Annotated in this window: 13 protein-coding genes; 9 read left to right on the forward strand and 4 right to left on the reverse strand. The window is 70.9% G+C overall.

The window, feature by feature from the left end; genetic code table 11:
• Window positions 1-106: 106 nt before the first annotated feature.
• The 4 genes from WME90_RS00545 (at window position 107) to WME90_RS00560 (ending at window position 5,303) form a co-directional block, all read left to right on the forward strand.
• Entirely contained in the window at window positions 107-802 is a 696-nt protein-coding gene (locus tag WME90_RS00545) for an acetoacetate decarboxylase family protein (protein WP_437279077.1), read from the forward strand.
• A gap of 174 nt (window positions 803-976) precedes the next feature.
• A complete protein-coding gene (locus WME90_RS00550) occupies window positions 977-1,588 on the forward strand; it encodes a TetR/AcrR family transcriptional regulator (RefSeq protein WP_437279078.1) in 612 nt (203 codons plus the stop codon).
• Window positions 1,582-3,315, forward strand: coding sequence for an ABC transporter ATP-binding protein (locus WME90_RS00555; RefSeq protein WP_437279079.1), 1,734 nt, complete (start codon window positions 1,582-1,584; stop codon window positions 3,313-3,315). The genes WME90_RS00550 and WME90_RS00555 overlap by 7 nt, the downstream gene beginning before the upstream one ends.
• Before the next feature lie 53 nt (window positions 3,316-3,368).
• On the forward strand, window positions 3,369-5,303 hold the full coding sequence (locus WME90_RS00560; protein ID WP_437283760.1) for an ABC transporter ATP-binding protein: 1,935 nt from the start codon (window positions 3,369-3,371) through the stop codon (window positions 5,301-5,303).
• A 28-nt stretch (window positions 5,304-5,331) separates the two neighbouring features.
• Here the strand turns inward: WME90_RS00560 and WME90_RS00565 are convergent, their stop codons facing one another.
• The 4 genes from WME90_RS00565 to WME90_RS00580 form a co-directional block, all read right to left on the reverse strand.
• On the reverse strand, window positions 5,332-5,745 hold the full coding sequence (locus WME90_RS00565; protein WP_437279080.1) for a PilZ domain-containing protein: 414 nt from the start codon (window positions 5,743-5,745) through the stop codon (window positions 5,332-5,334).
• A 282-nt stretch (window positions 5,746-6,027) separates the two neighbouring features.
• Window positions 6,028-10,176 (reverse strand): hypothetical protein, encoded by a 4,149-nt coding sequence (locus WME90_RS00570; protein ID WP_437279081.1) that lies wholly within the window; start codon window positions 10,174-10,176, stop codon window positions 6,028-6,030.
• Entirely contained in the window at window positions 10,173-12,026 is a 1,854-nt protein-coding gene (locus WME90_RS00575; RefSeq protein ID WP_437279082.1) for an OmpA family protein, read from the reverse strand. Before WME90_RS00575 ends, WME90_RS00570 begins: the two co-directional genes overlap by 4 nt.
• Before the next feature lie 478 nt (window positions 12,027-12,504).
• Window positions 12,505-13,023, reverse strand: a complete 519-nt coding sequence (locus WME90_RS00580) for a DUF2690 domain-containing protein (protein ID WP_437279083.1) — start codon at window positions 13,021-13,023, stop codon at window positions 12,505-12,507.
• A gap of 357 nt (window positions 13,024-13,380) precedes the next feature.
• Here WME90_RS00580 and WME90_RS00585 point away from each other — a divergent pair, with 357 nt between their 5' ends.
• From WME90_RS00585 to WME90_RS00605, 5 genes are all read left to right on the forward strand, one after another.
• Complete coding sequence (locus WME90_RS00585; protein ID WP_437279084.1) at window positions 13,381-14,598, forward strand: cytochrome P450; 1,218 nt, start codon at window positions 13,381-13,383, stop codon at window positions 14,596-14,598.
• Between the two features lie 613 nt (window positions 14,599-15,211).
• The gene (locus tag WME90_RS00590) at window positions 15,212-16,213 is read left to right on the forward strand and encodes a universal stress protein (protein ID WP_437279085.1); all 1,002 of its coding nucleotides are present in this window, start codon (window positions 15,212-15,214) and stop codon (window positions 16,211-16,213) included.
• Window positions 16,214-16,353: 140 nt separating this feature from the next.
• Window positions 16,354-18,192, forward strand: a complete 1,839-nt coding sequence (locus WME90_RS00595) for an SLC13 family permease (protein WP_437279086.1) — start codon at window positions 16,354-16,356, stop codon at window positions 18,190-18,192.
• Window positions 18,193-18,358: 166 nt separating this feature from the next.
• Window positions 18,359-20,050, forward strand: a complete 1,692-nt coding sequence (locus tag WME90_RS00600; RefSeq protein ID WP_437279087.1) for a glycoside hydrolase family 43 protein — start codon at window positions 18,359-18,361, stop codon at window positions 20,048-20,050.
• 342 nt (window positions 20,051-20,392) lie between these two features.
• The gene (locus WME90_RS00605; protein WP_437279088.1) at window positions 20,393-21,442 is read left to right on the forward strand and encodes an iron-containing alcohol dehydrogenase family protein; all 1,050 of its coding nucleotides are present in this window, start codon (window positions 20,393-20,395) and stop codon (window positions 21,440-21,442) included.
• The last annotated feature ends 4 nt before the right edge of the window (window positions 21,443-21,446 follow it).

Below are 21,446 nucleotides of genomic sequence, written 5' to 3' on the forward strand. Positions count from 1 at the left end.
CTCGACGGCGACGCCGCGACGCCTCAAGGTGCCAGGGCGAGCGGCATGTCCTGGCTGGGCACGACGGCGTGCCGCCTGATCCCATCGAGTCCGCGGAGAGGTCGTCATGAGCCAGAGCGCCGACATCCATCCTCCTGACGTCAAGCGAGCTCCAGCGCCGTGGACGCTGGCGGGGGATGCGACCATCGTCATGCTCGAGCTCCCGGAGCGGCTGATCCGAGAGCAGGCGTTCATCCCGGAGGCGCTCCGCCCCCGCTTCGAGGGGCGCTTCAGCCTGCTGATGGCGCTCGACTACACGTCATCGAACGTGGGGCCTTATCGAGAGCTCCTGTTCATCCCCGGGCGCTTCCGCACCCGACGCGGCCTCTCCTGGTCCATCAGCAAGATCTACGTCAGCTCGTGGGACAGCGTGGTGAACGGGCAGCTCAACTGGGGGATCCCCAAGGAGCACGCCGATTTCGAGCTCGCGCGCGAGGCGGACGGGAGCGAGCGCCTCCGGGCCTCGCAGGGCGGCGATGTCTTCGCCGATCTGCGCTTCGCGATCGCGGGCCCGAGCCTGCCGGCCACGAGCGCGCTCGTGCCCGCGCGCCTTCGCCGGCTCGTGCACCACCGCGACGGGCACGACTACTTCTGCGCGCCGACCGCGCGCGGGGCCGTCCGCCACGCGCGCCTGGTCGACGCGCGCGTCGATCCGGCGCGCATGCCGCGCGTCGACAAGGGTCGTGTGGTGTTCGCCGTCCGGCTCTCCGGCTTTCGGGCCGAGTTCCCGGTCGCCGACGTCGAGCTCCCTGGCTCGCTCTGATCTCCGGAGGCCACGCTCGGCCACCGATGTCCGATCCACCCACACCGACACACGGCTCGCCCCTCCGGCATATCGCGCGCCGTGAGCGGGCGCGGACCAAGCCGGCCGTCTTCAGATCGAGTGAGTGAGCGCTCACTCTTGACGAGTGAGCGCTCACTCCGCTACAGGGGACGCATGGCACCACCGAGCCGACGAGCTGCTCCACTGCCCCCGGAGGAGCGTCGCGCGAGCATCATCGCGGCGACGATCCCGCTCCTGCGCTTGCACGGGCGCAACGTCACGACGGCGCAGATCGCGATGGCCGCCGGTACCGCGGAGGGGACGCTGTTCCGCGTGTTCCCCGACAAGGAGTCGCTGATTCAGGCCGCGATCGCGACCCTTTTCGATCCGACGCCGACGCTGCGAGAGCTGGAGCGCATCGAGCTCGCGGCGCCGCTGCGCGAGCGCTTGATCCGGGCGGTCGAGATCCTGCAGCGCCGCGTCGAGGGCATCTGGCAGCTCATATCGATGCTCGGCATGACGATGCCGTCGATGCGCCCCGACCCCGGGTGCGCTCAGCCGCCGCGCCAGGATGAGCAGCTGTGCGCGCAGCTCGAGCGCCTGTTCGAGGCGTCGCGCGACGAGCTGCGCTGCGATCCCGCGTATGCGGCGCGCCTCCTGCGCATCATGTCGTTCGCGGGCACGCACCCGCGGATCACCGACGGAATGCCCCTGACCGCCGCGGAGGTCGTGGCGATCCTGCTCGACGGTATCCGCCGCCGCTCCGAAGAGGAGGAGCCTTGCTGACGCAGCTATTGCGCCGCTTCTTGCGCCCGCAGGCGCGCTTGCTCGCGCTCGTCGTCGCGCTCCAGCTCGTGGCGACGCTCGCCTCTCTGTACTTGCCGAGCCTGAACGCCGACATCATCGATCAGGGCATCGCGCTCGGTGACACGTCGCGGATCCTCAAGCTCGGCGCGATCATGCTCGGGATCACCGGCGTCCAGATCGTGTGCTCGGTCGCCGCGAACTACGCCGGCGCGCGCGCCGCGATGAGCTTCGGTCGCGACCTGCGCGCGGCGGTGTTCCACCGCGTCGGCGAGTTCTCCGCGCGCGAGCTGTCGCGGTTCGGGGCGCCGTCGCTCATCACGCGCACGACAAACGACGTCCAGCAGGTGCAGACGGTGGTGATGATGGGCAGCACGATGCTCGTCCTCTCGCCCATCATGTGCGTCGGCGGCATCGTGATGGCGCTGCGCGAGGACGAGTCGCTCGCCTGGCTGCTCGCGATCGCCGTGCCGCTGCTCGCGGGCGCCGTCGTCGCCATCATGTCGCGGATGGTGCCGCAGTTCCGGCGGATGCAGCCCCTCATCGACACGGTGAACCGCGTGCTGCGCGAGCAGATCACCGGCGTGCGCGTCATCCGCGCCTTCGTGCGCGAGCGCGCCGAGGCGGCGCGCTTCGAGCGCGCGAACGGCGACCTCACCGAGACCGCGCTGCGCATCGGGCGCCTGCAAGCGCTGATGTTCCCGACCGTGATGATCGTATTCAACGCTTCGAGCGTCGCCGTCCTGTGGTTCGGCGCGCACCGGATAGCGGACGGCACGCTCGAGATCGGCTCGATGACGGCGTTCCTCGCCTACCTGGTGCAGATCCTGATGGCCGTGATGATGGTGACGTTCATGGCCATCATGCTGCCGCGCGCGGCCGCGTGCGCGGAGCGCATCGTCGAGGTGCTGGACACCGAGCCGTCCGTGCGCGCTCCCGACCAGCCCGTGACGCTCGTCGAGCCGACCGGCACCGTCGAGCTGCGAGACGTCGAGTACCGCTATCCGGGCGCCGAGCTGCCCGTCCTGCGCGGCATCTCGTTCGTGGCGCGCCCCGGGCAGGTCACCGCGATCATCGGCAGCACCGGCTCGGGCAAGACCACGCTGCTCGACCTGATCGCGCGGCTCATCGATCCGACGAGGGGCGAGGTCCGGCTCGACGGCGTCGACGCGCGCATGCTCGCCCTCGAGGCGGTGTGGTCGTGCGTCGGGCTCGTCCCGCAGCGACCCTTCCTGTTCTCCGGCACGGTGGGCTCGAACCTGCGCTACGGCGACCCCGCGGCGACCGACGAGCAGCTCTGGGCAGCGCTCGCCGCGGCGCAGGCGCGCGACTTCGTCGAGGCGATGCCGCGAAAGCTCGACACGCCGATCGGGCAGGGCGGCACGAACGTCTCCGGCGGCCAGCGCCAGCGGCTGTCGATCGCCCGCGCCCTGCTGCGCCGGCCGCGCGTGTTCCTGTTCGACGACGCCTTCTCCGCGCTCGACGTCGCGACCGAGGCCCGGCTGCGGGCCGCGCTCGCCGAGCGCACGCGCGCTGCCACGGTGATCATCGTCGCGCAGCGCGTGTCGAGCATCGTCGACGCGGACCAGATCCTCGTGCTCGACGATGGCGAGATCGTCGGCCAGGGCAAGCACGACGAGCTGCTCGCGTCGTGCCCGACGTACGCTGAGATCGTGGCCTCGCAGCGCGACACGGCGGTGGCCGCGTGAGCGCGCGTCGTGACGGTCCCCCGCCCGCCGCCCCCGAGGGGGCGCGCCCCCCCATGATGCACCGCGGCCCCTTCGGCATGGGGGCCGCGCCGCCGCAGAAGGCGAAGCAGTTCGCGCCCTCCGCGCGGCGCCTCCTCGGCCGCCTCGCCCCCGAGCGCGCGCGCCTCACGGTCGTCGTCGCCTGCTCGCTGCTCAGCGTGGGGCTCGGCCTCGCCGGTCCGAAGCTGCTCGGCCGCGCGACGGACATCATCTTCTCGGGCGTGATCGGCGCTCGCCTCCCGGCGGCCGCCACGAAGGCCGAGGCCGTCGCGGAGCTCCAGCGCTCCGGCCAGGCGCGGCTCGCCGAGCTCGTGGGCCACATGGACGTCGTCCCCGGCCGCGGCATCCAGCTCCGCGAGCTCGCCGAGCTGCTCCTGCTCGTGATGGCGCTCTACGCCGGCGCGTCGCTGTTCGCCTGGCTGCAGGGCTACCTGCTCAACAACGTCGTGCAGCGCACCGTGCGACAGCTCCGCACCGAGGCGCAGGACAAGCTCGCCCGCTTGCCGCTCGCCTACTTCGACGGCCGCCCGCACGGCGAGCTCCTGAGCCGCGTCACGAACGACATCGACAACGTCGCGCAGGGCCTGCAGCAGACGCTGACGCAGATCATGAACGGCGCGCTGACGCTGATCGGCATCGTCGTCATGCTCGTCGTGATCTCGCCGGTGCTCGCGGTGATCACGCTCTTCACCGTGCCGCTCTCGGTGCTCACGACCGCGGCGGTCGCGAGGCGCGCGCAGGCGAAATTCGTCGCGCAGTGGGCGCAGGTCGGCGTGCTCAACGGCCAGATCGAGGAGGCGTTCACCGGCCACTCGCTCGTCAACGTGCTCGGGCGGCGCCGCGACGTCGAGGCGCGCTTCCAGTCCACGAACCAGGAGCTGTTCGAGACAAGCTTCCGCGCGCAGTTCATGTCCAGCATCATCATGCCGGCGGTCAATTTCGTCGGGAACCTGACCTACGTCGCGATCGCCGTCATCGGCGGCCTGCGCGTCGCGTCGGGCGCGATGCTGCTCGGCAGCGTGCAAGCGTTCATCCAGTATTCGCGCCAGTTCTCTCAGCAGCTCGGCCAGCTCGCGTCCGTCACGAACGTCCTGCAATCGGGCGTTGCCTCCGCAGAGAGGGTGTTCGAGCTGCTCGACGAACAGGGCCAGTCGCTCGACGCCACCCCGCCCGCGGCCCTGTCGAAGGTCCATGGCGAGGTCCGGTTCGAGCACGTCACGTTCCGCTACAAGCCCGACGAGCCCCTGATCGAGGACCTCGACCTCACGATCAAGCCAGGCCAGACGGTCGCCATCGTCGGCCCGACCGGCGCCGGCAAGACCACGCTCGTGAACCTCTTGATGCGGTTCTACGAGCTCGACGGCGGTCGGATCCTCATCGACGGCGTCGACATCGCGCGCTTGCCTCGCCACGAGCTGCGCGCGAAGCTCGGTATCGTGCTGCAGGATACGTGGCTGTTCTCGGGCACGATCCGCGACAACATCGCGTTCGGCAACGCGGCCGCGACCGAGGCCGACATCCAGGAGGCGGCGCGCGCGGCGCACGTCGACCGCTTCGTGCGCGCCCTGCCCGCCGGTTACGACACGGTCATCAACGAGGAGTCGGGCAACCTGAGCGCCGGCGAGAAGCAGCTCATCACGATCGCGCGCGCGTTCCTCGCGAACCCGGCGATCCTGATCCTCGACGAGGCGACCTCCTCGGTCGACACCCGGACCGAGGTGCTCGTCCAGCGCGCGATGGCCGCCCTGCGCGCCCAGCGTACGAGCTTCGTCATCGCGCATCGCCTCTCGACGATCCGCGACGCCGACATGCTCCTCGTGATGAACGCGGGCCGCATCGTCGAGCGCGGCACGCACGCGGAGCTCCTCGCCGCGGGCGGCGCCTACCACGCGATGTACCAGACCCAGCTCACCGGCGACGGCGGAAGCGCGGCGAAGCTCGCGGGCTAGAGCGGCGGCGCCGCCGCCGGCGCGCGGATCAGCTGAGCGCGATCATCGCGGCCGTCGCCGCGTAGTCCACGCGCTGCGCCCGGTAGGGGTACGTCGGCGGGAAGCGCTCGAGCGCCGCGCGGAGGCGCCGGCCCGACGCCCTGTCGAGCGGGTCGAAGCGCAGGCCCACGGCGCGCCCCGGGTCGCCCTGGCGCCGGCCGTGGACGGTGCGCGCGATGGTCGCCGTCGCGTCGATCCAGACGTTCGTCTCCGGGATCCGGAACGAGACGATCACCGGCTCGCCCGTGAGCGCGCGGGCGCTCGTCAGCACGAGCATGCCGTCGATCGACAGGTCGATCGCCCTGGTCCCGAGCAGCCGGAAGCCCCGCTCGCGCACGGCCTGGCACTCCACGATCGCGGCGCGGCGCGTGGCGCGGCGCTCGCTGGCGAGCAGCATCTCCATGGTCGTTCTCCTTGGCGCGGTACGCTACGGAGGACGGCTACAGGTGGGCAAGAAAAGTACACGATGCGCGCGTCGCGCCCGCGCTGTGGGGAGGCGAAGACGAACCGTCGGTGAGGGCTGGGGGGTCGTGGCTCGCGGCGTCCTTCGATGAGGCTCGCGCCGCGGAGGGGGCCGCCATGACGCTGCGGCCGTCGAGGAGGCCGCCGAGACGCCACGGCCGCTGGAGGGAGCGCCGCCCCGCCGGATGAAGGCGGGGCGGCGTGCTGCCGTGGTCCTCGTCCGCTAGCGGCCCGTGCGGCGCTGGCGGCGCCGGGCGAGGCCGGCGAGGGCGGCGAGCATGGGCAGGAGCGCGATCGCGCCCGGGGTGCTGTTCGCGGGCGTGGGCCGCGCGGCGCAGAGGCCGTTGCCCTCGGCGAAGATCCCCTTGGGATCGTCGGCGGGCCCGCAGGTGCCCGGCGTGCTGTCGGTCGAGCTGCACACCTCGCCGGACGGGCAGCTGTTGCCGTCGGCGCCGCGGCAGCCGTCCACGCAGGCGTGCTCCTCGCAGATCATCCCGCTCGTCGCGCCGCCGCAGTCGCTGTCCTGCCGGCACGCCGCCTGGTCGTCGTCGCCGTTGTTGGGATCGGTCTCACCCGCGTCGATGGCGCCGTTGTGGTTCGCGTCCTCCACGCCGTCGGGCACGCCGCCGTCATCCGTGTCCGGATCGAGCGGGTTCGTCTTCGTCGTGGGATCGGCGTCCGCGATGCAGGTCCCCGCGGCGGCGTCGGTGCCCTCGCGGTCGCAGGGCAGGCCGAGCTCGGTGCCGTCGAACAGCCCGTCGTTGTCGCTGTCGGGGTCGAGCGCGTTGATGAGCCCATCCCCGTCGTGGTCGTCGCTGAAGTTCGGCTCCTGCCCGTCGATCACGCCGTCGTCGTCGCTGTCGGCGTCGTTCGGATCGGTCCCGATCGTCTCCTCGAGCGCGTCGCTCAGCCCGTCGCCGTCGGTGTCCACCGGCGGCACGTCGTCGGCGCCGTTGTTCGGATCGGTCTCGCCCTCGTCGATGGCGCCGTCCAGGTTGATGTCCTCGTTGCCGTCGCTCACGCCGCCGCCGTCGGTGTCGGCGTTGAGCGGATCGGTCTTCGTCGCCCCCTCGTCGGCGTCGGCGCGGCAGTGGCCCGCGGCGGCGTCGGTGGCGGCGTTGTCGCAGGGCAGGCCGAGCTCGGTGCCGTCGAACAGCCCGTCGTTGTCGCTGTCCACGTCGAGCGCGTTGATGAGCCCGTCGCCGTCGGTGTCCTCGCCGGGGTTCATCTCCTGCCCGTCGAGCGCGCCGTCGTCGTCGCTGTCGGCGTCATCGGGATCGGTCCCGATCGCCTCCTCCACCGCGTCGGGCAGCCCGTCGCCGTCACGATCGTCTCCCACCGCGTCGTCGGCGCCGTTGTTGGGATCGGTCTCGCCCGCGTCGATGGCGCCGTCGTGGTCCGTGTCCTCCACGCCGTCGGGCACGCCGCCGTCGTCGGTGTCCGCGTCGAGCGGGTGCGTCGTCGTCGTGGGGTCGGCGTCCGCGATGCAGTTGCCCGCGGCGGCGTCGGTGCCCTCGCGGTCGCAGGGCAGGCCGAGCTCGGTGCCGTCGAACAGCCCGTCGTTGTCGCTGTCGGGGTCGAGCGCGTTGATGAGGCCGTCGCCGTCGTGATCGTCGCTGAAGTTCGGCTCATCGCCGTCGATCACGCCGTCGTCGTCGCTGTCCGCGTCGTTCGGGTCGGTGCCGATCTCCTCCTCGATCACGTCGATCAGCCCGTCGCCGTCGGAGTCCTCCGGCGTCCCGTCGTCGGCGCGGTTGTTCGGATCGGTCTCGCCCGCGTCGATCGCGCCGTCGAGGTTGATGTCCTCCTGGCCGTCGGGCACGCCGCCGTCGTCGGTGTCCGGATCGACCGGCGAGGTCTTTGTCGCGCCCCCGTCCGCGTCGGCGCGGCAGTGGCCCGCCTCGGCGTTGGTGTCCTCGTTGTCGCAGGGCAGGCCGAGCTCCGTGCCGTCGAAGAGCCCGTCGTTGTCGCTGTCGACGTCGCGCACGTTGATGAGGCCGTCGCCGTCGGTGTCGTCGGCCGGGTTCGGCTCCTGGCCGTCGAGCGCGCCGTCGTCGTCGGTGTCGGCGTCGTTCGGATCGCTCCCGATCGTCTCCTCGAAGTCGTCGCTCAGCCCGTCGCCGTCGGTGTCCGTCGGCGGCACGTCGTCGGCGCGCACGTTCGGATCGGTCTCGCCCTCGTCGACGACGCCGTCGAGGTCGACGTCCTCGTTCCCGTCGGACACGCCGCCGTCGTCGGTGTCGGCGTCGAGCGGGTCGGTCTTTGTCGCGCCGGCGTCCCCGTCGGCGCGGCAGTGGCCCGCGGCGGCGCTGGTGGCGGCGTTGTCGCAGGGCAGGCCGAGCTCGGTGCCGTCGTAGAGCCCGTCGTTGTCGCTGTCGGGGTCGAGCGCGTTGATGAGGCCGTCCTCGTCGGAGTCCTCGTCGAACTTCGGCTCATCGCCGTCGATCACGCCGTCATCGTCGCTGTCCGCGTCGTTCGGGTCGGTGCCGGCCTCGAGCTCGTCGGGATCCTCGACCCCGTCGTTGTCCGAGTCGCAGCCGTTGTTGAACACGCCGTCGCAGTCGTTGTCGATCGCGTCGCCGCAGACCTCGGCGCCCGTGGGCACGCAGGTGCAGGCCCGCGTGTCGGGGTCGCACGTCGGCGAGAGGGGCCCGCAGTGCGCGTCCGTGGTGCACTCGACGCACTCGTTGGGCGCCGCCGCCGTGTCGCAGTGAGGCGTCGGCGCGGCGCATTGCGCGTCGGTCTCGCACGTGTCGATGACGACCTCGGTCGGCGGCACGCCGTCGGTCGGGCCGTTGCCGTCGGTCGGCGTGTCCTCGGCGGGCGCGCCCTGCTGCCCGGCGGCGTTGACGACCGCCTGGTTCGCGATGGTCCCCGAGGCGTCCGCGTTGACCTTCACCTGGAAGGTCACCCGCGTCGACATCCCGGCGGGGATCGACCCCCCCGCCGCCCCGGTCGCGCCGGCGCCGAGCCGCACGAGGATCGTGCGCGTCCCGGCGTCGTACTCGCCCTGGTCGTCGCCGGCCGCGTCCGTCTTCACGCCCGTGTTGGCGCCGGTCGCGACCGAGAGCGAGCCCGGCACGTAGGTGACGCCCGCGGGCAGCGCATCGGTGAGCACGGTGCCGACCGACGCGTCGTTGCCGCTGTTGATGACCTCGATCGTGTACTGGAGCGTGTCGCCCGGGAGCAGCGCGCCGCCATTGACGTCGACGGCCGTCTTCACAGAGGTCGTGAAGTCCGGCTTGAACGTTGAAATCGAGGTGACGAAGCCGGCTAGGAAATACAGATCGCCGGCGCTCGACGCCCTGATCGGCGCCGACCGCTGGCCCGCGCTCACCCTGTTGGTGATGTCCAGGATGTCGATGTCCATGCCGGCCAGAGTCCCGGCCCTGCTCGACAGCTGCGGCAGATCACCGGAGACCGACACCGGGCCAGCGGAGTTGGAGCGCGTGCCGTTGAAGAAGTTGGTGGCCGGGTTCTGCGCGTTGCTGAGCGGGTTCGTCCCCATCGGGTCGTTGAAGAAGAACTGGTCTCCGTTCCAGACCTGGTCGCCCTCGAAGGCGACCATCCCGATCTTCGCGTCGTAGCCCGCGTTGGGCACCAGGAACCCGTCCAGGGTGGCGCTCGCGGGGTTGCGGGTGTTCACCGCGTCGAGCCCGTGGAAGAGCGCGAGGTGGCGCGGCGGCTCGGTGGGGAGCGCGTAGAACACGACCATCCACCATCCGGCGAAGCTGTTGTCGTCGAAGGTGTTGGCGAACTCCTTGCTGTGGACGCCGCTCACCCGGTAGGCGCCGGTCCCGTGCTCCTGAACGATCGGGGTGATGTCCGCGAACGACTGGTAGTACGAAGGCGCTGGCGGCGGGTCGCCCTCTTCGGGCGGCTCGCCCGTGATGAACGATCCACCGTCCGGGCCGGTGGCGATCACTTCCTCCACGAAGCCGCTCGCGCCCGGGCGGTCCAGGGTCACCGTGGTATCCGCCGGCGCGTTGGCGGCCGTGTGCGCGGCCCAGTAGAGGTAGGCGTGCGTGACCGTGGCGCCGTCCGGCACCGTGAGCCACGCGGAGCTCCGCGCCCGGTCCGCGGTGATGCCGACGTTCGCCTCCGCTTGCCCGTCCGCGGGCGAGTCTGCGCGCCAGAAGACGTCGGGCGAGGAGTCGGTCAAATTCGTGCCGCAGTCCCCGACCGTGCCTACGACGGGCACCGGCCGCGTCCCGTCGACGCCGCACTCGTAGCCGAGCGTGTTGCCGATCAGGAGGAAATCCCCCCTCTGGCTGACCTCCACGCGCAGCACGGGCGCGGCCTGCGCGCTGCCGCCCTGCCCGCCCACGCAGGCGAGCCCGACAAGACTACCTAGGATCCAACGTCTCTTCACGGCGCCTCCTGCTGCTTCGGCTTCTTCTCGAGGATCTTGAACTGCACGCGGCGGTTCTTCTGGCGTCCCTCGTCGGTGTCGTTGTCCGCGATCGGGACGTCGGGCCCGTAGCCCTTCGACGTCAGCCGCTCGGCCTCGATGCCGCGCTGGACCAGCGCCTTCGTGACCGACTCGGCCCTCGCCTGGCTGAGCTTGATATTGTACGCGCGTCCGCCGCGCGGGTCTGTGTGCCCTTGCACCTCGATCTTGGCGATCTCCGGGTGCTCCTTCAGCACACCCGCCACCTCATCGAGCAGCTCGTTGCTCACCTTCTTGATGGTCGCCTTGCCGGTGTCGAACTGCACCTGCTGGAGGATGACGATCTCCGTCTCCGTCATGCGCACCGCGACGGGGCAGCCGTTCTTCGTCGGATCCGGATCGGGCTTGCCCTTGATGTCGGGGCAGGCGTCCTGATCGTCGCGCACCGTGTCGCCGTCGCGATCGCCGGGGCAGCCGTTCGTCGCCGGATCCGAGGTGCGGATACCGGGGATATCGGGGCAGGCGTCCTCCGCGTCGATCACGCCGTCGCCGTCCTTGTCGGGGGGCGGCGGGCAGCCGTGCTTCTTCGGATCGTCGTTCGCCGGGCCGGCCTCGTCCGGGCACGCGTCGACGTCGTCCGTGATCCCGTCCTTGTCGCGGTCCCCGGGCGGCGGGCAGCCGTGCTTCTTCGGATCGTCGTTCGCGACGCCGGCCACGTCCGGGCACGCGTCCACGCTGTCGATGATGCCGTCCTTGTCGCGGTCCGGAGGCGGCGGGCAGCCGTGCTTCTTCGGATCGTCGCTCGCGACGCCGTGCACGTCCGGGCAGGCGTCCTGCTCGTTGAGGATGCCGTCCTTGTCGCGGTCCGGGTCCGCGCGCCGGACCTCGGGCGAGTACGCGAGCATCGCGACGGCGCGGAAGTCCGGGGTGCCGATGCCCGACGTGAAGCCGGGGCCGGCGGCGACGCCGAGCTCGAAGTCGCGGAGCGTGGGCGCGAAGCGGTAGCGCAGCCCGAGCAGGGCCTCCACGTTCGTGTTGCGCGCCCCCGGGTCCTCCAGCACCGTCGACACGGTCGCCTCGGGGCCGATCTGGAGCTGCTCCTCCGACCCCAGCAGCAGGCCGACGCCCGCGCCGCCGTTGAACATCAGGCCTTGCCGCACCTGCGCGAACGTCTGGTTGGCGCGAAGATCGACGCCGGCCGCGGCCGACCAGACGAAGCCGGGGATCCGGCCGCCCGCGATGAGCTGCGGCAGGCCGCGGACCGACTCTTCGCCCACGAACGAGTTTTCGCGGTCGCCGAGCGGCACCCAGACGAAGCCGCCCACGGCGAGCTGGAACGGGTCGAAGTAATCGCCGAGGAGGCGCAGGCGCAGCCCCACCCGGAGATCGCCGAGCTGCGCGTCGCTCGGCGACCTGAACGAGAGGCCCTCGGCCGCGGGGCTGTCGCCCTGCTGCAGCACGGCGAGCGGCAGGTCGACGTTGACGTGCAGCCGGTCCCAGAGCGTGAGCGAGGAGTTCAGGTGCAGGAACAGCTGGTGGCCGACGATCGCGCCGAGGTTCTCGTCGCTGCCCTCCCGCGTGAGCACGAGCGGGTTGTGCGCATAGTCACCGAGCAGCATCAGGTGGAGCGTCGCGCTGCCATCCTGGTTCGGCGAGGCCGCGTACGGCGACGGCACACCGAACATCCGGTCGCCGGCGGGCGCGGGGCTGAAGCGGTTGAGGGCGAGGCCACGCGCAGGTCCCGCCTCCTGAGCGGACGCTGGCGCGGCCCACGCCGCCGCGGCTAGGGCGGCGGCGCCGCAGATCCATCGGGGGGGAAAGGGGGCTCTCATGCGCAGGATCACCTTCGGTGCATTGGGCGAGCGGCCGTCGACTGCACCGGCGCGCAGGCAAGTTGTGGGAAACGCCGCATCCTCGGCGAGGAGAGCGGCGAGCTGCCTCGAAATCCCGTGCCGTCTTATATTCGTCGCCGGACGTCACCGGTGGACTTTTCGATGGGCGGCCGGCCGAATTCGGATCGGCCTCGACAGGGCGGAACTCCTGCGATCCGGGCTTCGCAGCGCGTCCGCAGCGTGCCCTATGCAAGGCGTGTGCACGCCTCCTCGTCCGCTGGGGGCCGGTGGTGTGTCGGGGATCTCGCGCCTCGATCCGGCTCTGCGCCGCGCCGATTGAGGTCTACAGACATCAGCACTGAGGCCTCGGCGCGGCGGTATCGACGGGGATCGGGCCGGGGGCGCGCCGGCGCGCCCGGCTGGCGGGCTCTGCGGCGCTAGCGGCGCTGCGCCGAGGAGGGCCGGGTTCACCGTGGGATCAGAAGTTCGCCCGGACGGTGCCGCTGAATTGAAACATGCCAGGGTACGAGCCGATCTTGCCAACGGCGGTGAATCTGGAGCCTGGCGTGACGGCCAGCATGGGCGAGCGGAGCGCGTCGGTCGGTGAGGGCGACTCGGCCTGGCTCGTCGCGTAAGGCGAGCTCCTCGTGATCTCTGCCCGGAGATACGAGCTGCCGCTCGTCACGACGGTCCTCGCCCATGCCGCGTTGCAGCTCGGCGAGTACCGGATCACGATCCGGCCGATCACGGAGTAGCCCGACACGATGTCGCTCGACGCCCGCGTGACCGCGTCGCCCTCGCACCCGGTCGCGCCAGGGTCCTGCCCTGTGCACGACGCGCCGTAGCAGCTGCCGAGCTCGGCTCGGGCCTCGCCCACGCCCTCCTGCGCGGCGTCCTCGCCGTCGAGCGGCTCCGGATCGGACGTGTCGGCGATGCAGCCGGCGAGGGCAGAGGAGGCTCCGAGGGCGACGACGGCAAACGAGGAGACGATACGCATTGTCCTGTCCTTTCGAGCCTTGAAAACGCGGGAATCGCGCTGCCGAGCGGCGCCGGCGCGTCGAGGGCTCGGCCTGGGTACGGGCGCCGGCCCCCGGCCGGTTCCCGCGTCCGCGCGAAAGGCCCCGTGTCAGGCGTTGCCCAGGACTCGCTACGTCGTTCGCTGTCGTCTCGTCAGGCGCAGGCCCGTGGTTTATGGCGATTTACGGCGAACGGGCGCCGCGTCCGTCCGGGTTGTGCCAGCGAGCGTTCCGTGCGGGCCGTGCTTTCCAGCGCTCCATCTCGTGGGTGCATCGATTAGCATCGTCTCTCGAAGGGCGGCTGCCACCGGCGACTCCAGACGACGGAGGTTTCGACGATGAACCTTTTCCCGGACGAGATGCGGCGGGATCCTTATCCCCTCTACGATCAGCTGCGGACCGGCTCTCCCGTGTTCTACGTCGCTCCGCTCGATCTCTGGATGGTCTTCGACTACGACGGTGTGAAGCGGGCGCTGACCGATCACGACGCGTTCAGCTCGGCGGTGACGCCTCCCACCGGCAAGGCGCCGGACTGGATCGTCTTCTCCGACCCGCCGCGCCACACGAAGCTTCGATCCATCGTCCTGCGGGCGTTCACGCCGCGCTCGATCGCGGGCCTCGAGCCGCGCATCCGGGAGCTGTCTCGCGAGCTCCTGGAGCCGTGGATCGAGCGGGGAGAGATGGACCTCGCGGCGGACTATGCGGGTCCGCTGCCCACGATGGTGATCGCGGAGATGATCGGCGTCCCCGCCGAGGACCGGGCACGGCTCCTGCGATGGAGCGAGGTGATAGCGAACCTCAGCCACACGATCGCTGGCGGCGAGGAGGCGGCGAGGGCCGTGAGCGAGCACGCCGCGGTGAAGGAGGAGATGAAGGCTTATCTCGCGGACCAGATCGAGGCGCGCCGGAGGGCGCCGGCGGAGGATCTCTTGACCCGCCTCGTCGAGGCGGAGGTGGACGGCGAGCAGCTGACGGAGAGCGACATCCTGAGCTTCTTCCAGTTCCTGCTCGCGGCGGGCACCGAGACGACGACGAACCTCATCGACAACGCGATCTTGTGCTTCCTCGAGAGCCCGGCGGAGCTCTTCCGCCTCCGGGCGTCGCCCGAGCTCTTGCCCTCGGCGATCGAGGAGGTCCTGCGCCACCGCTCGCCGCTGCAGATGGTGTTCCGCGAGACGAGGCGCGCCGTCGAGGTGCACGGGCAGGTGATCCCCGCCGGGAAGCTGGTGCTGCCCGTGATCGGCTCCGCGAACCGGGATCCCCATCAATTTCACGACCCTGGCCGCTTCGACATCGGGCGTGATCCCAACCCGCACGTTGCGTTCGGGCACGGCATCCACTTCTGCATCGGGGCGGCGCTGGCGCGCCTAGAGGCCCGGGTCGCGCTCCCGGATCTCCTCTGCCGGCTGAAGGGCCTCCGGCTCGCGAGCGACGAGCCGTGGGCGCCGCGCAAGGCGATCATCGCCCACGGGCCGGCGCGCTTGCCGGTGCGCTTCGAGCCGGGGAAGCGCGCCGGGGTGCACGCCGCGGGGGCGCAGACGCCTTGCCCGGGGTGAAGGCCCGCGGGGACGTGGTCGCGGTGGGGGAGGGGGCTTTGGATGAGCGGAGCAGAGATGGGGGCCACGCTTGTCGATGGACGCGGGTCAGGGAGCTTGGGATGCGTCGGCCCCGTCCCGGCGCCCCTGTCCGGAGCGGTCGATACGCCGTGAACCCATCCGGGTGAGCTGGCTCGTCCACGCGGGAGACGGGTGGCACCCGTCTCCGGGTGGACGTGGCTCCAGAAAAAGACGGGTGGGATCCGTCTCCGGGTGGACGTGGCTCCAGAAAAAGATGGGTGGGATCCGTCTCGCGGTGGACGTGCCTCCACAAAAAGATAGATGCACCCGTCTCTGCGGTGGAGGTGGCGTTGGCAAAAGATGGGTGGGATCCGTTCCCGGTCCGTCCAGGTGCTACCCGGGCTCACGGTCTGAACCGTTACCCAGGCCATCGGTCCGTACCTACCCGCTCTGACTTCGAGGAACGCGGCGAGCCCCCGCGCCACCTCGAGCGCAACCGTTGCATAGAGCGACGCACCTCCCGCGCCGCGCAGGCCCCCGGCGGCACGTGTACCCTGCGCAGGGCAGGTCACGACGCTTGGCGCGCGGATTGCTATGTTCGCTCGGCGAGCCGATGCGCCGCACCGACATCACGCCCGCGCCTCCTTCCAGCTCGCCCGCCCAGGCGGAGCGGGCGAGCCATCGCGACGGCCGGACGGCGAGCACGCCGCGCCGCGAGGCGCGCCTCGGCGACATCCTCGCTGCGACCGATTTCTCGCCGGGTGCTCTCGCGGCGGTCGAGCGCGCCGCGCGGCTCCCCCTCTCGGCGGGCAGCACCTTGCACCTCGTTCACGTGCTGCCAGCGCCCGTCTCGTCCGCGGAGGACGAGAGCGCGGAGCAGGCCGCGCGTCGGTCGCTCGACGAGATCGCGGCCCGCGCCCTCGACGTCGCCCGAGGCGCGGGGAACGCAGGTCTGCAGGTGGTCCCGAGCGTGCTCGCAGGCAGAGAGTTCGTCGAGATCATCCGCCATGCGCGCAGCCGCGGCGCGGAGCTGATCGTCCTCGGCAGGCACGGGACGCGCCCGATCCTCGAGCGCCTGCTCGGGTCGACAGCCGAGCTCACGATCCGTCACGCGGACACTCCCGTGCTCGTCGTACGAGGAGCCCCCGAGAGCGCCTACAGGCGACCGCTGCTCGCCGTCGAGCTCTCGGACGTCGCGCTTCGGAGCGCCGTGCTCGCGACGAAGGTCATCGACCCCGAGGTGAGCCGCATCCGGGCGATTCACGCCTACCGCGTGCCCTTCGAAGACAGGATGGCGCTCGCCCTCCCCTCGATGGAGCTCGCGGCCTACCGGGCTCGATACCAGGACGACGCGCGCGCCGGCCTCCAGCGCCTCCTCGACTCGTTCGACGGGCTCGGCGTGGCGTGGGAGCCGTCGGTCCGGCGCGGCGACGCGAGGGACGCGATCCTCCGCGAAGCCAGGCGATGGAAGGCCGATCTCGTCATCATGGGGACGCACGGGCGCTCGGGGATCTCGCGCGCCCTCCTGGGCAGCGTGGCCGAATCGCTCATGCGCTCGGCGCCGTGCGACGTGCTGATCGCGCGCCCCTCCTCGTTCGTGCTCGAGCTACCCTGAGCGGCGCGGCACCGAAGCGCGCTCCCGCGGCGCTTGGACGCGCGCGTCGACTCGACCCGCCGAGGGGAAGACGGCATGATCCCTTGTGAGGCGATAGGGGGTATGGACCTGCGGCCCCTTCGGATAGGCTGCGCCGCCGCATGATGCCCGAAGGCACCCTCACGTTGGCCATCCTCGGAGCCGCGATCGCCTTGTTCGTGAGCGATCGCCTGCGGCTCGACGTCGTGGCGATGATGTCCTTGCTCGCGCTCACCCTCTCGGGCGTCACCACGGTCTCCGACGCGCTCGCCGGGTTCAGCAACCCGGCCGTGCTCATGATAGCGGGCCTGTTCATCGTCGGGGCCGCGCTGACGGACACCGGCGTCGCCGATTGGCTGGGCCACCGCCTCGAGCGCGTCGCGGGATCGGGAGAGGCGAGGGTGATGGTGGTCGTGATGGGGGCGACGGCGCTCTTGTCCGCCTTCATGAGCTCCACAGGGACCGTGGCGATCCTCCTGCCGGTGGTCGGGACGCTCGCGTTGAAGCGCGGAATTGCGCCCGCGAGGCTCCTCATGCCCGTGGCGTTCGCCGCGCACCTCGGGAGCAACCTGACGCTCATCAGCACGCCGCCGAACCTCCTCGTGAGCGACGCGCTCCGTGAGGCGGGGCGCGAGCCGTTTCGCTTCTTCAGCTTCATCGTCCCCGGCCTCGCCGTGCTCGCGATCGGCGTGGCCTACGTCGCGTCGGTCGGTCGTCGCATGCTCCCCGGCAAGGCAGACGCGGCGGACGCGGGCGCGCCGCGCTCGCTCACGCTGAGCGATCTCGCGGTGGACTACGGGCTCGACACGTCGCTGCGCGCCTTGCGTGTCGGTGCCCGATCGACGCTCGCCGGCCTCACGCTCGGCGCCGCGAACCTCCGCGCCGAGCTCGGCGTGACCGTCGTGGGGATCGCGAACTCCGGGCCTCGTGGCCCCGTGGCCAAGCGCGTCGTTCCGCAAGCCGTGTTCGTCGTGGGCGACGAGCTGCGCGTGCTCGGGAGCGACAGCGCGATCGCCGTGCTCGCAGAGCGCTTTGGGCTCGAAGCGCTCCCGGAGCGCCCCGTCTTTTCGTTGCCCCACGAAGAGTCCATGTGTGAGGTCGTGCTCCCGCGGCGCTCCCGGCTCGCGGGACAGACCCTGCGAGAGGCCAAGTTCCGCGATCGCTACCGCGCGAACGTGCTCGCGATCCGCCGAGGCGGAGGATCGCTGCCGGTGTTCCATGCGACGCGCGAGCTGCGCGATCTCGAGCTCCGCGCCGGCGATACGCTCCTCGTGAAGGGGCGGCAGAAGCACTTGAGGAACCTTCGCGACGAGCGGCGGGATCTCGTGCTCGTCGCCGAGCCCGACGCGCCGAGCGCCGTGTTCGTCGATCGCGAGCGCGCCCTCGCTGCCGTGGGGGTCACCCTGGGAATGCTGGTCATCATGGCGCTCGGGTGGCTGCCCAACGTGGTCGCCGTGCTGCTCGCCGCGGTCCTCCTGGTGCTCGCGCGGTGCGTGCGCCCGGCCGACGCCTACCGCGCCGTGAACTGGGAGAGCGTCGTGCTCATCGCGGGGATGATCCCCGTCTCCACGGCGCTGGAGCGCACCGGGGCGATGGGGGCCGCCGTGTCCGCGGTCGAGGCGCTCCTGACCGGGGCGCGGCCCACGGTGGTCCTCGGCTTGCTCGTCCTCTTCACCTCGGCCATCGGGATGGTCCTCTCCAACACCACGACGGCCTTGCTCATGGCCCCCCTCGCGGTCCGCCTGGCCGACGCGCTGGGCCTCGCGCCGGAGCCGTTGCTCATCGGCGTCGCGTTCGCGTCTTCCGCGGCGTTCGCCACGCCGATCGCTTCTCCGGTGAACGTCCTGGTCATCGCGCCAGGCGGCTATCGCTTCAACGATTTCACGCGGGTCGGGCTGCCGCTGCAGCTCCTCGTGCTCGCGACCACCGTCGTCGTCGTCCCGCTCGTGTGGGGCTTCTGATCGCGGGAGGCGCAGCTTCAGGACGCCCGGCGGCGCGCCGGGCGCGGGCGGGCCCTCAAGGCTCCTTCTTCTTCCTCAACTTCTTCTTTTTTGGCGGCGGCAGCTTCGTCTTTCGATATCCTCGGCGCGATCGTCCTCTGGACCATCGCCGGCGAGCCAGTCATCCATGCCTGATACCGTCATCCGCAATCCGATCCTGCCGGGCTTCAACCCCGATCCGTCCATCGTCCGCGTCGGCGACGACTACTACGTCGCGACCTCGACCTTCGAGTGGTACCCCGGCGTGCAGATCCACCACTCGCGCGACCTCGTGCACTGGCGTCTGCTCTCGCGTCCGCTCAACCGCGCGAGCCAGTTGAACCTGCTCGGCGACGGCGATTCGTGCGGCGTCTGGGCGCCGTGCCTGACGCACGCGGATGGCCTGTTCTGGTTGATCTACACCGACGTGAAGCGCTACGGCCGGACCAGCGTCGGCGGCGCGTCCGGCGCGTCGATGCGCGACTTCCACAACTACCTGGTGACCAGCCCCACCATCGACGGCGAGTGGTCGGATCCCGTTCATCTCAACTCGAGCGGCTTCGACCCCTCGCTGTTCCACGACGACGACGGCCGCAAGTATCTGAGCAACATGCTGTGGGACCACCGGCCCGGCCGCAATCGCTTTGCCGGCATCGTGCTCCAGGAATACTCGCACGCCGAGCGCAAGCTCGTCGGGCCTGTCACGAACATCTTCAAAGGCACGCCGATCGGCTACACCGAAGGTCCGCACATCTACAAGCGCGGCGGCTCCTACTACCTGATCACCGCCGAGGGCGGCACGTACCAGGGCCACGCGGTCACCATGGCGCGCTCCCGTGACCTCACCGGCCCGTACGAGCTGCACCCCGAGACGTACATCCTGACCTCGCGCGCTCGCGCCGACGTCGCGCTGCAGCGCGCGGGCCACGCTGACCTCTGCGATACGCCGTCGGGCGACGTGTACATGGTCCACCTGTGCAGCCGTCCCATCCCGAACCGCGGGCGCTCGACGCTCGGCCGCGAGACCGCGATCCAAAGGATGGTCTGGTCGGACGACGGCTGGCTTCGCACGGCCGATGGTGAAAATGTCCCGCGCGTCGAGGTCCCAGCCCCCGGCCTGCCCGCGCATCCCTTCCCCGCCCCGGCCGCGCGCGAGGACTTCGATTCACCGCAGCTGCCGATCGATTTCCAGTGGCTGCGCTCACCCTATCCCGACGAGCTGTTCAGCCTCACCGCACGTCCCGGTCATCTCCGGCTCTACGGCCGCGAGTCGCTCGGCAGCCTGTTCCGCCAGTCGCTCGTCGCACGCCGCCAGCAGGCTCACTGCTACACCGCGGTCACGTCGGTCGACTTCGCGCCCGAGCACCATCAGCAGATGGCCGGCCTCATCTGCTACTACAACGCGAGCAAGTTCCATTACCTGCACATCTCGCGCGATGAGACGGTCGGGCGCTATATCCAGATCATGTCGGCGATTCCGGATGGGGTCATGGCGGACGCCTTCACCGCACCCGTCCCCATCCCGGGCGCCGCGCCCGTGCACCTGCGCGCCGAGCTCGACAACGACCGGCTCTACTTCGCCTACAGCCTCGACGGTATGGACTGGAGCTGGTTCCCCGAGCACCTGGACGCAAGCATCCTCTCGGACGAGGCCTCCGCGCCCGGCCTTCCCAACTTCACCGGTGCGTTCGTCGGCATGGCGTGCCAGGACATGTCGGGTACCGCGCGCCCGGCCGATTTCGACTACTTCGAGTACCGAGAGCGCGAGTACCTGATCGACCCCAGGCGCCCGCAGCGTCACTTTCCCGGGAGGGAGGCGAGCAAGGAACCTCGTTTTTGACCGCGGGTCGCTGGATCTAGATAAGCTCGACCGCCGTCTGGATCGCCTCGATGTCGAAGGCGCCCTCGGTGTCCCCTGGCCGCGCCGCGGCGGCGGGCCTAGAACACCGATCACATTAGGGCCTCGGGAAACTAGCGGAAAGAGAAGAAGAAACCGCAAGGGCGCGAGGGGCGCAAGGGAAGATACAAATATCTCATCTCTCATCCCTTGCGCCCCTCGCGCCCTTGCGGTTTCTTCTTTCCCGCATTCCCTTGGAGCTTGGTCCCCGGCGGATCGTTGGGTTTCGCAATCCATTAAATTTAGACGACTTTCAACCTGTTCGGCCTTCTAGGAGACCCGCGCATGCCCGCAGCCACCCAGATCGGCATCCCCACGCTGGTGCGCATCAAGCCCGGGGCGCTCCCGCGCAGCGGGCTCTACCTCGCGCGGGCGGTGCGCCGCCACGTCCTGCTGCTCGCGAGCGCGGGGACGCCGGCCGCCATCGAGGCGGCGATGCGCGAGGGCCTGGACGCGCAGGAGATCGAGGTCGTGGCCCGGCGCGAGGTCGCCTCGGCCAGCGTCGAGGAGGCCTCGGCGCTCCTGCCCGCGCTCCCCGCGCGGTGCGACGCGATCGTCGGGCTCGGCGGCGGCCGCGCCCTCGACACGGCCAAATACCTCGCGTCGCTCGCCCGGCTGCCGTTCCTCGCCGTGCCCACCTCGCTCTCGAACGACGGCTTCTGCAGCCCTTCGGCGAGCCTCACGGTGGGCGGCAGGCGCCGCTCGCTCCCGTGCGCGGTGCCGTTCGGCGTGGTGGTCGACACCGAGGTCTGCCTGCGCGCGCCGGAGGTCCTGTGGCTCTCCGGCGTGGGCGATCTCGCGGCCAAGGTCACCGCGGTGCACGACTGGAAGCTCGCGTTCCGCGCGCGCGGCGAGCCGGTCAACGACTTCGCCGCCCTGCTCTCGGACGCGACAGTGTTCCAGTTCATCGCGCGCCCCCGGCGCGACCTCGAGGGCATGCGCCTGCTCGCGACGGCGCTCATGCTGAACGGCATCGCCATGGAGATCGCCGGGTCGTCCCGGCCGGCGAGCGGCAGCGAGCACCTTATCTCGCACGCGCTCGACCAGACCTCCGGCCGGCCGCGGCTCCACGGGCTGCAGGTCGGCACGGCCGCCTACGTGGTCAGCCAGCTCCAGGGGCGGGACACGGACCTCATCGCCGCCGTCCTCGACGCGACGGGCTTCTGGGATGCGATCCGGGCAGACCCGTTCTCGCTCGACGAGTGGATCGAGGCGGTCCGCGTCGCGCCGGAGATCAAACCCGGCTACTACACGGTCCTCTCCTCCCGCGACTGCGTATCCGAGGTCGAGGCGATCCTCCGGACCGATCCGCGCCTGGAGAGGTGCTTCGCCTGACCTG

Origin of the sequence: Sorangium sp. So ce375, assembly GCF_051473855.1 — a bacterium.
Taxonomy (GTDB): Bacteria; Myxococcota_A; Polyangia; order Polyangiales; family Polyangiaceae; genus Sorangium.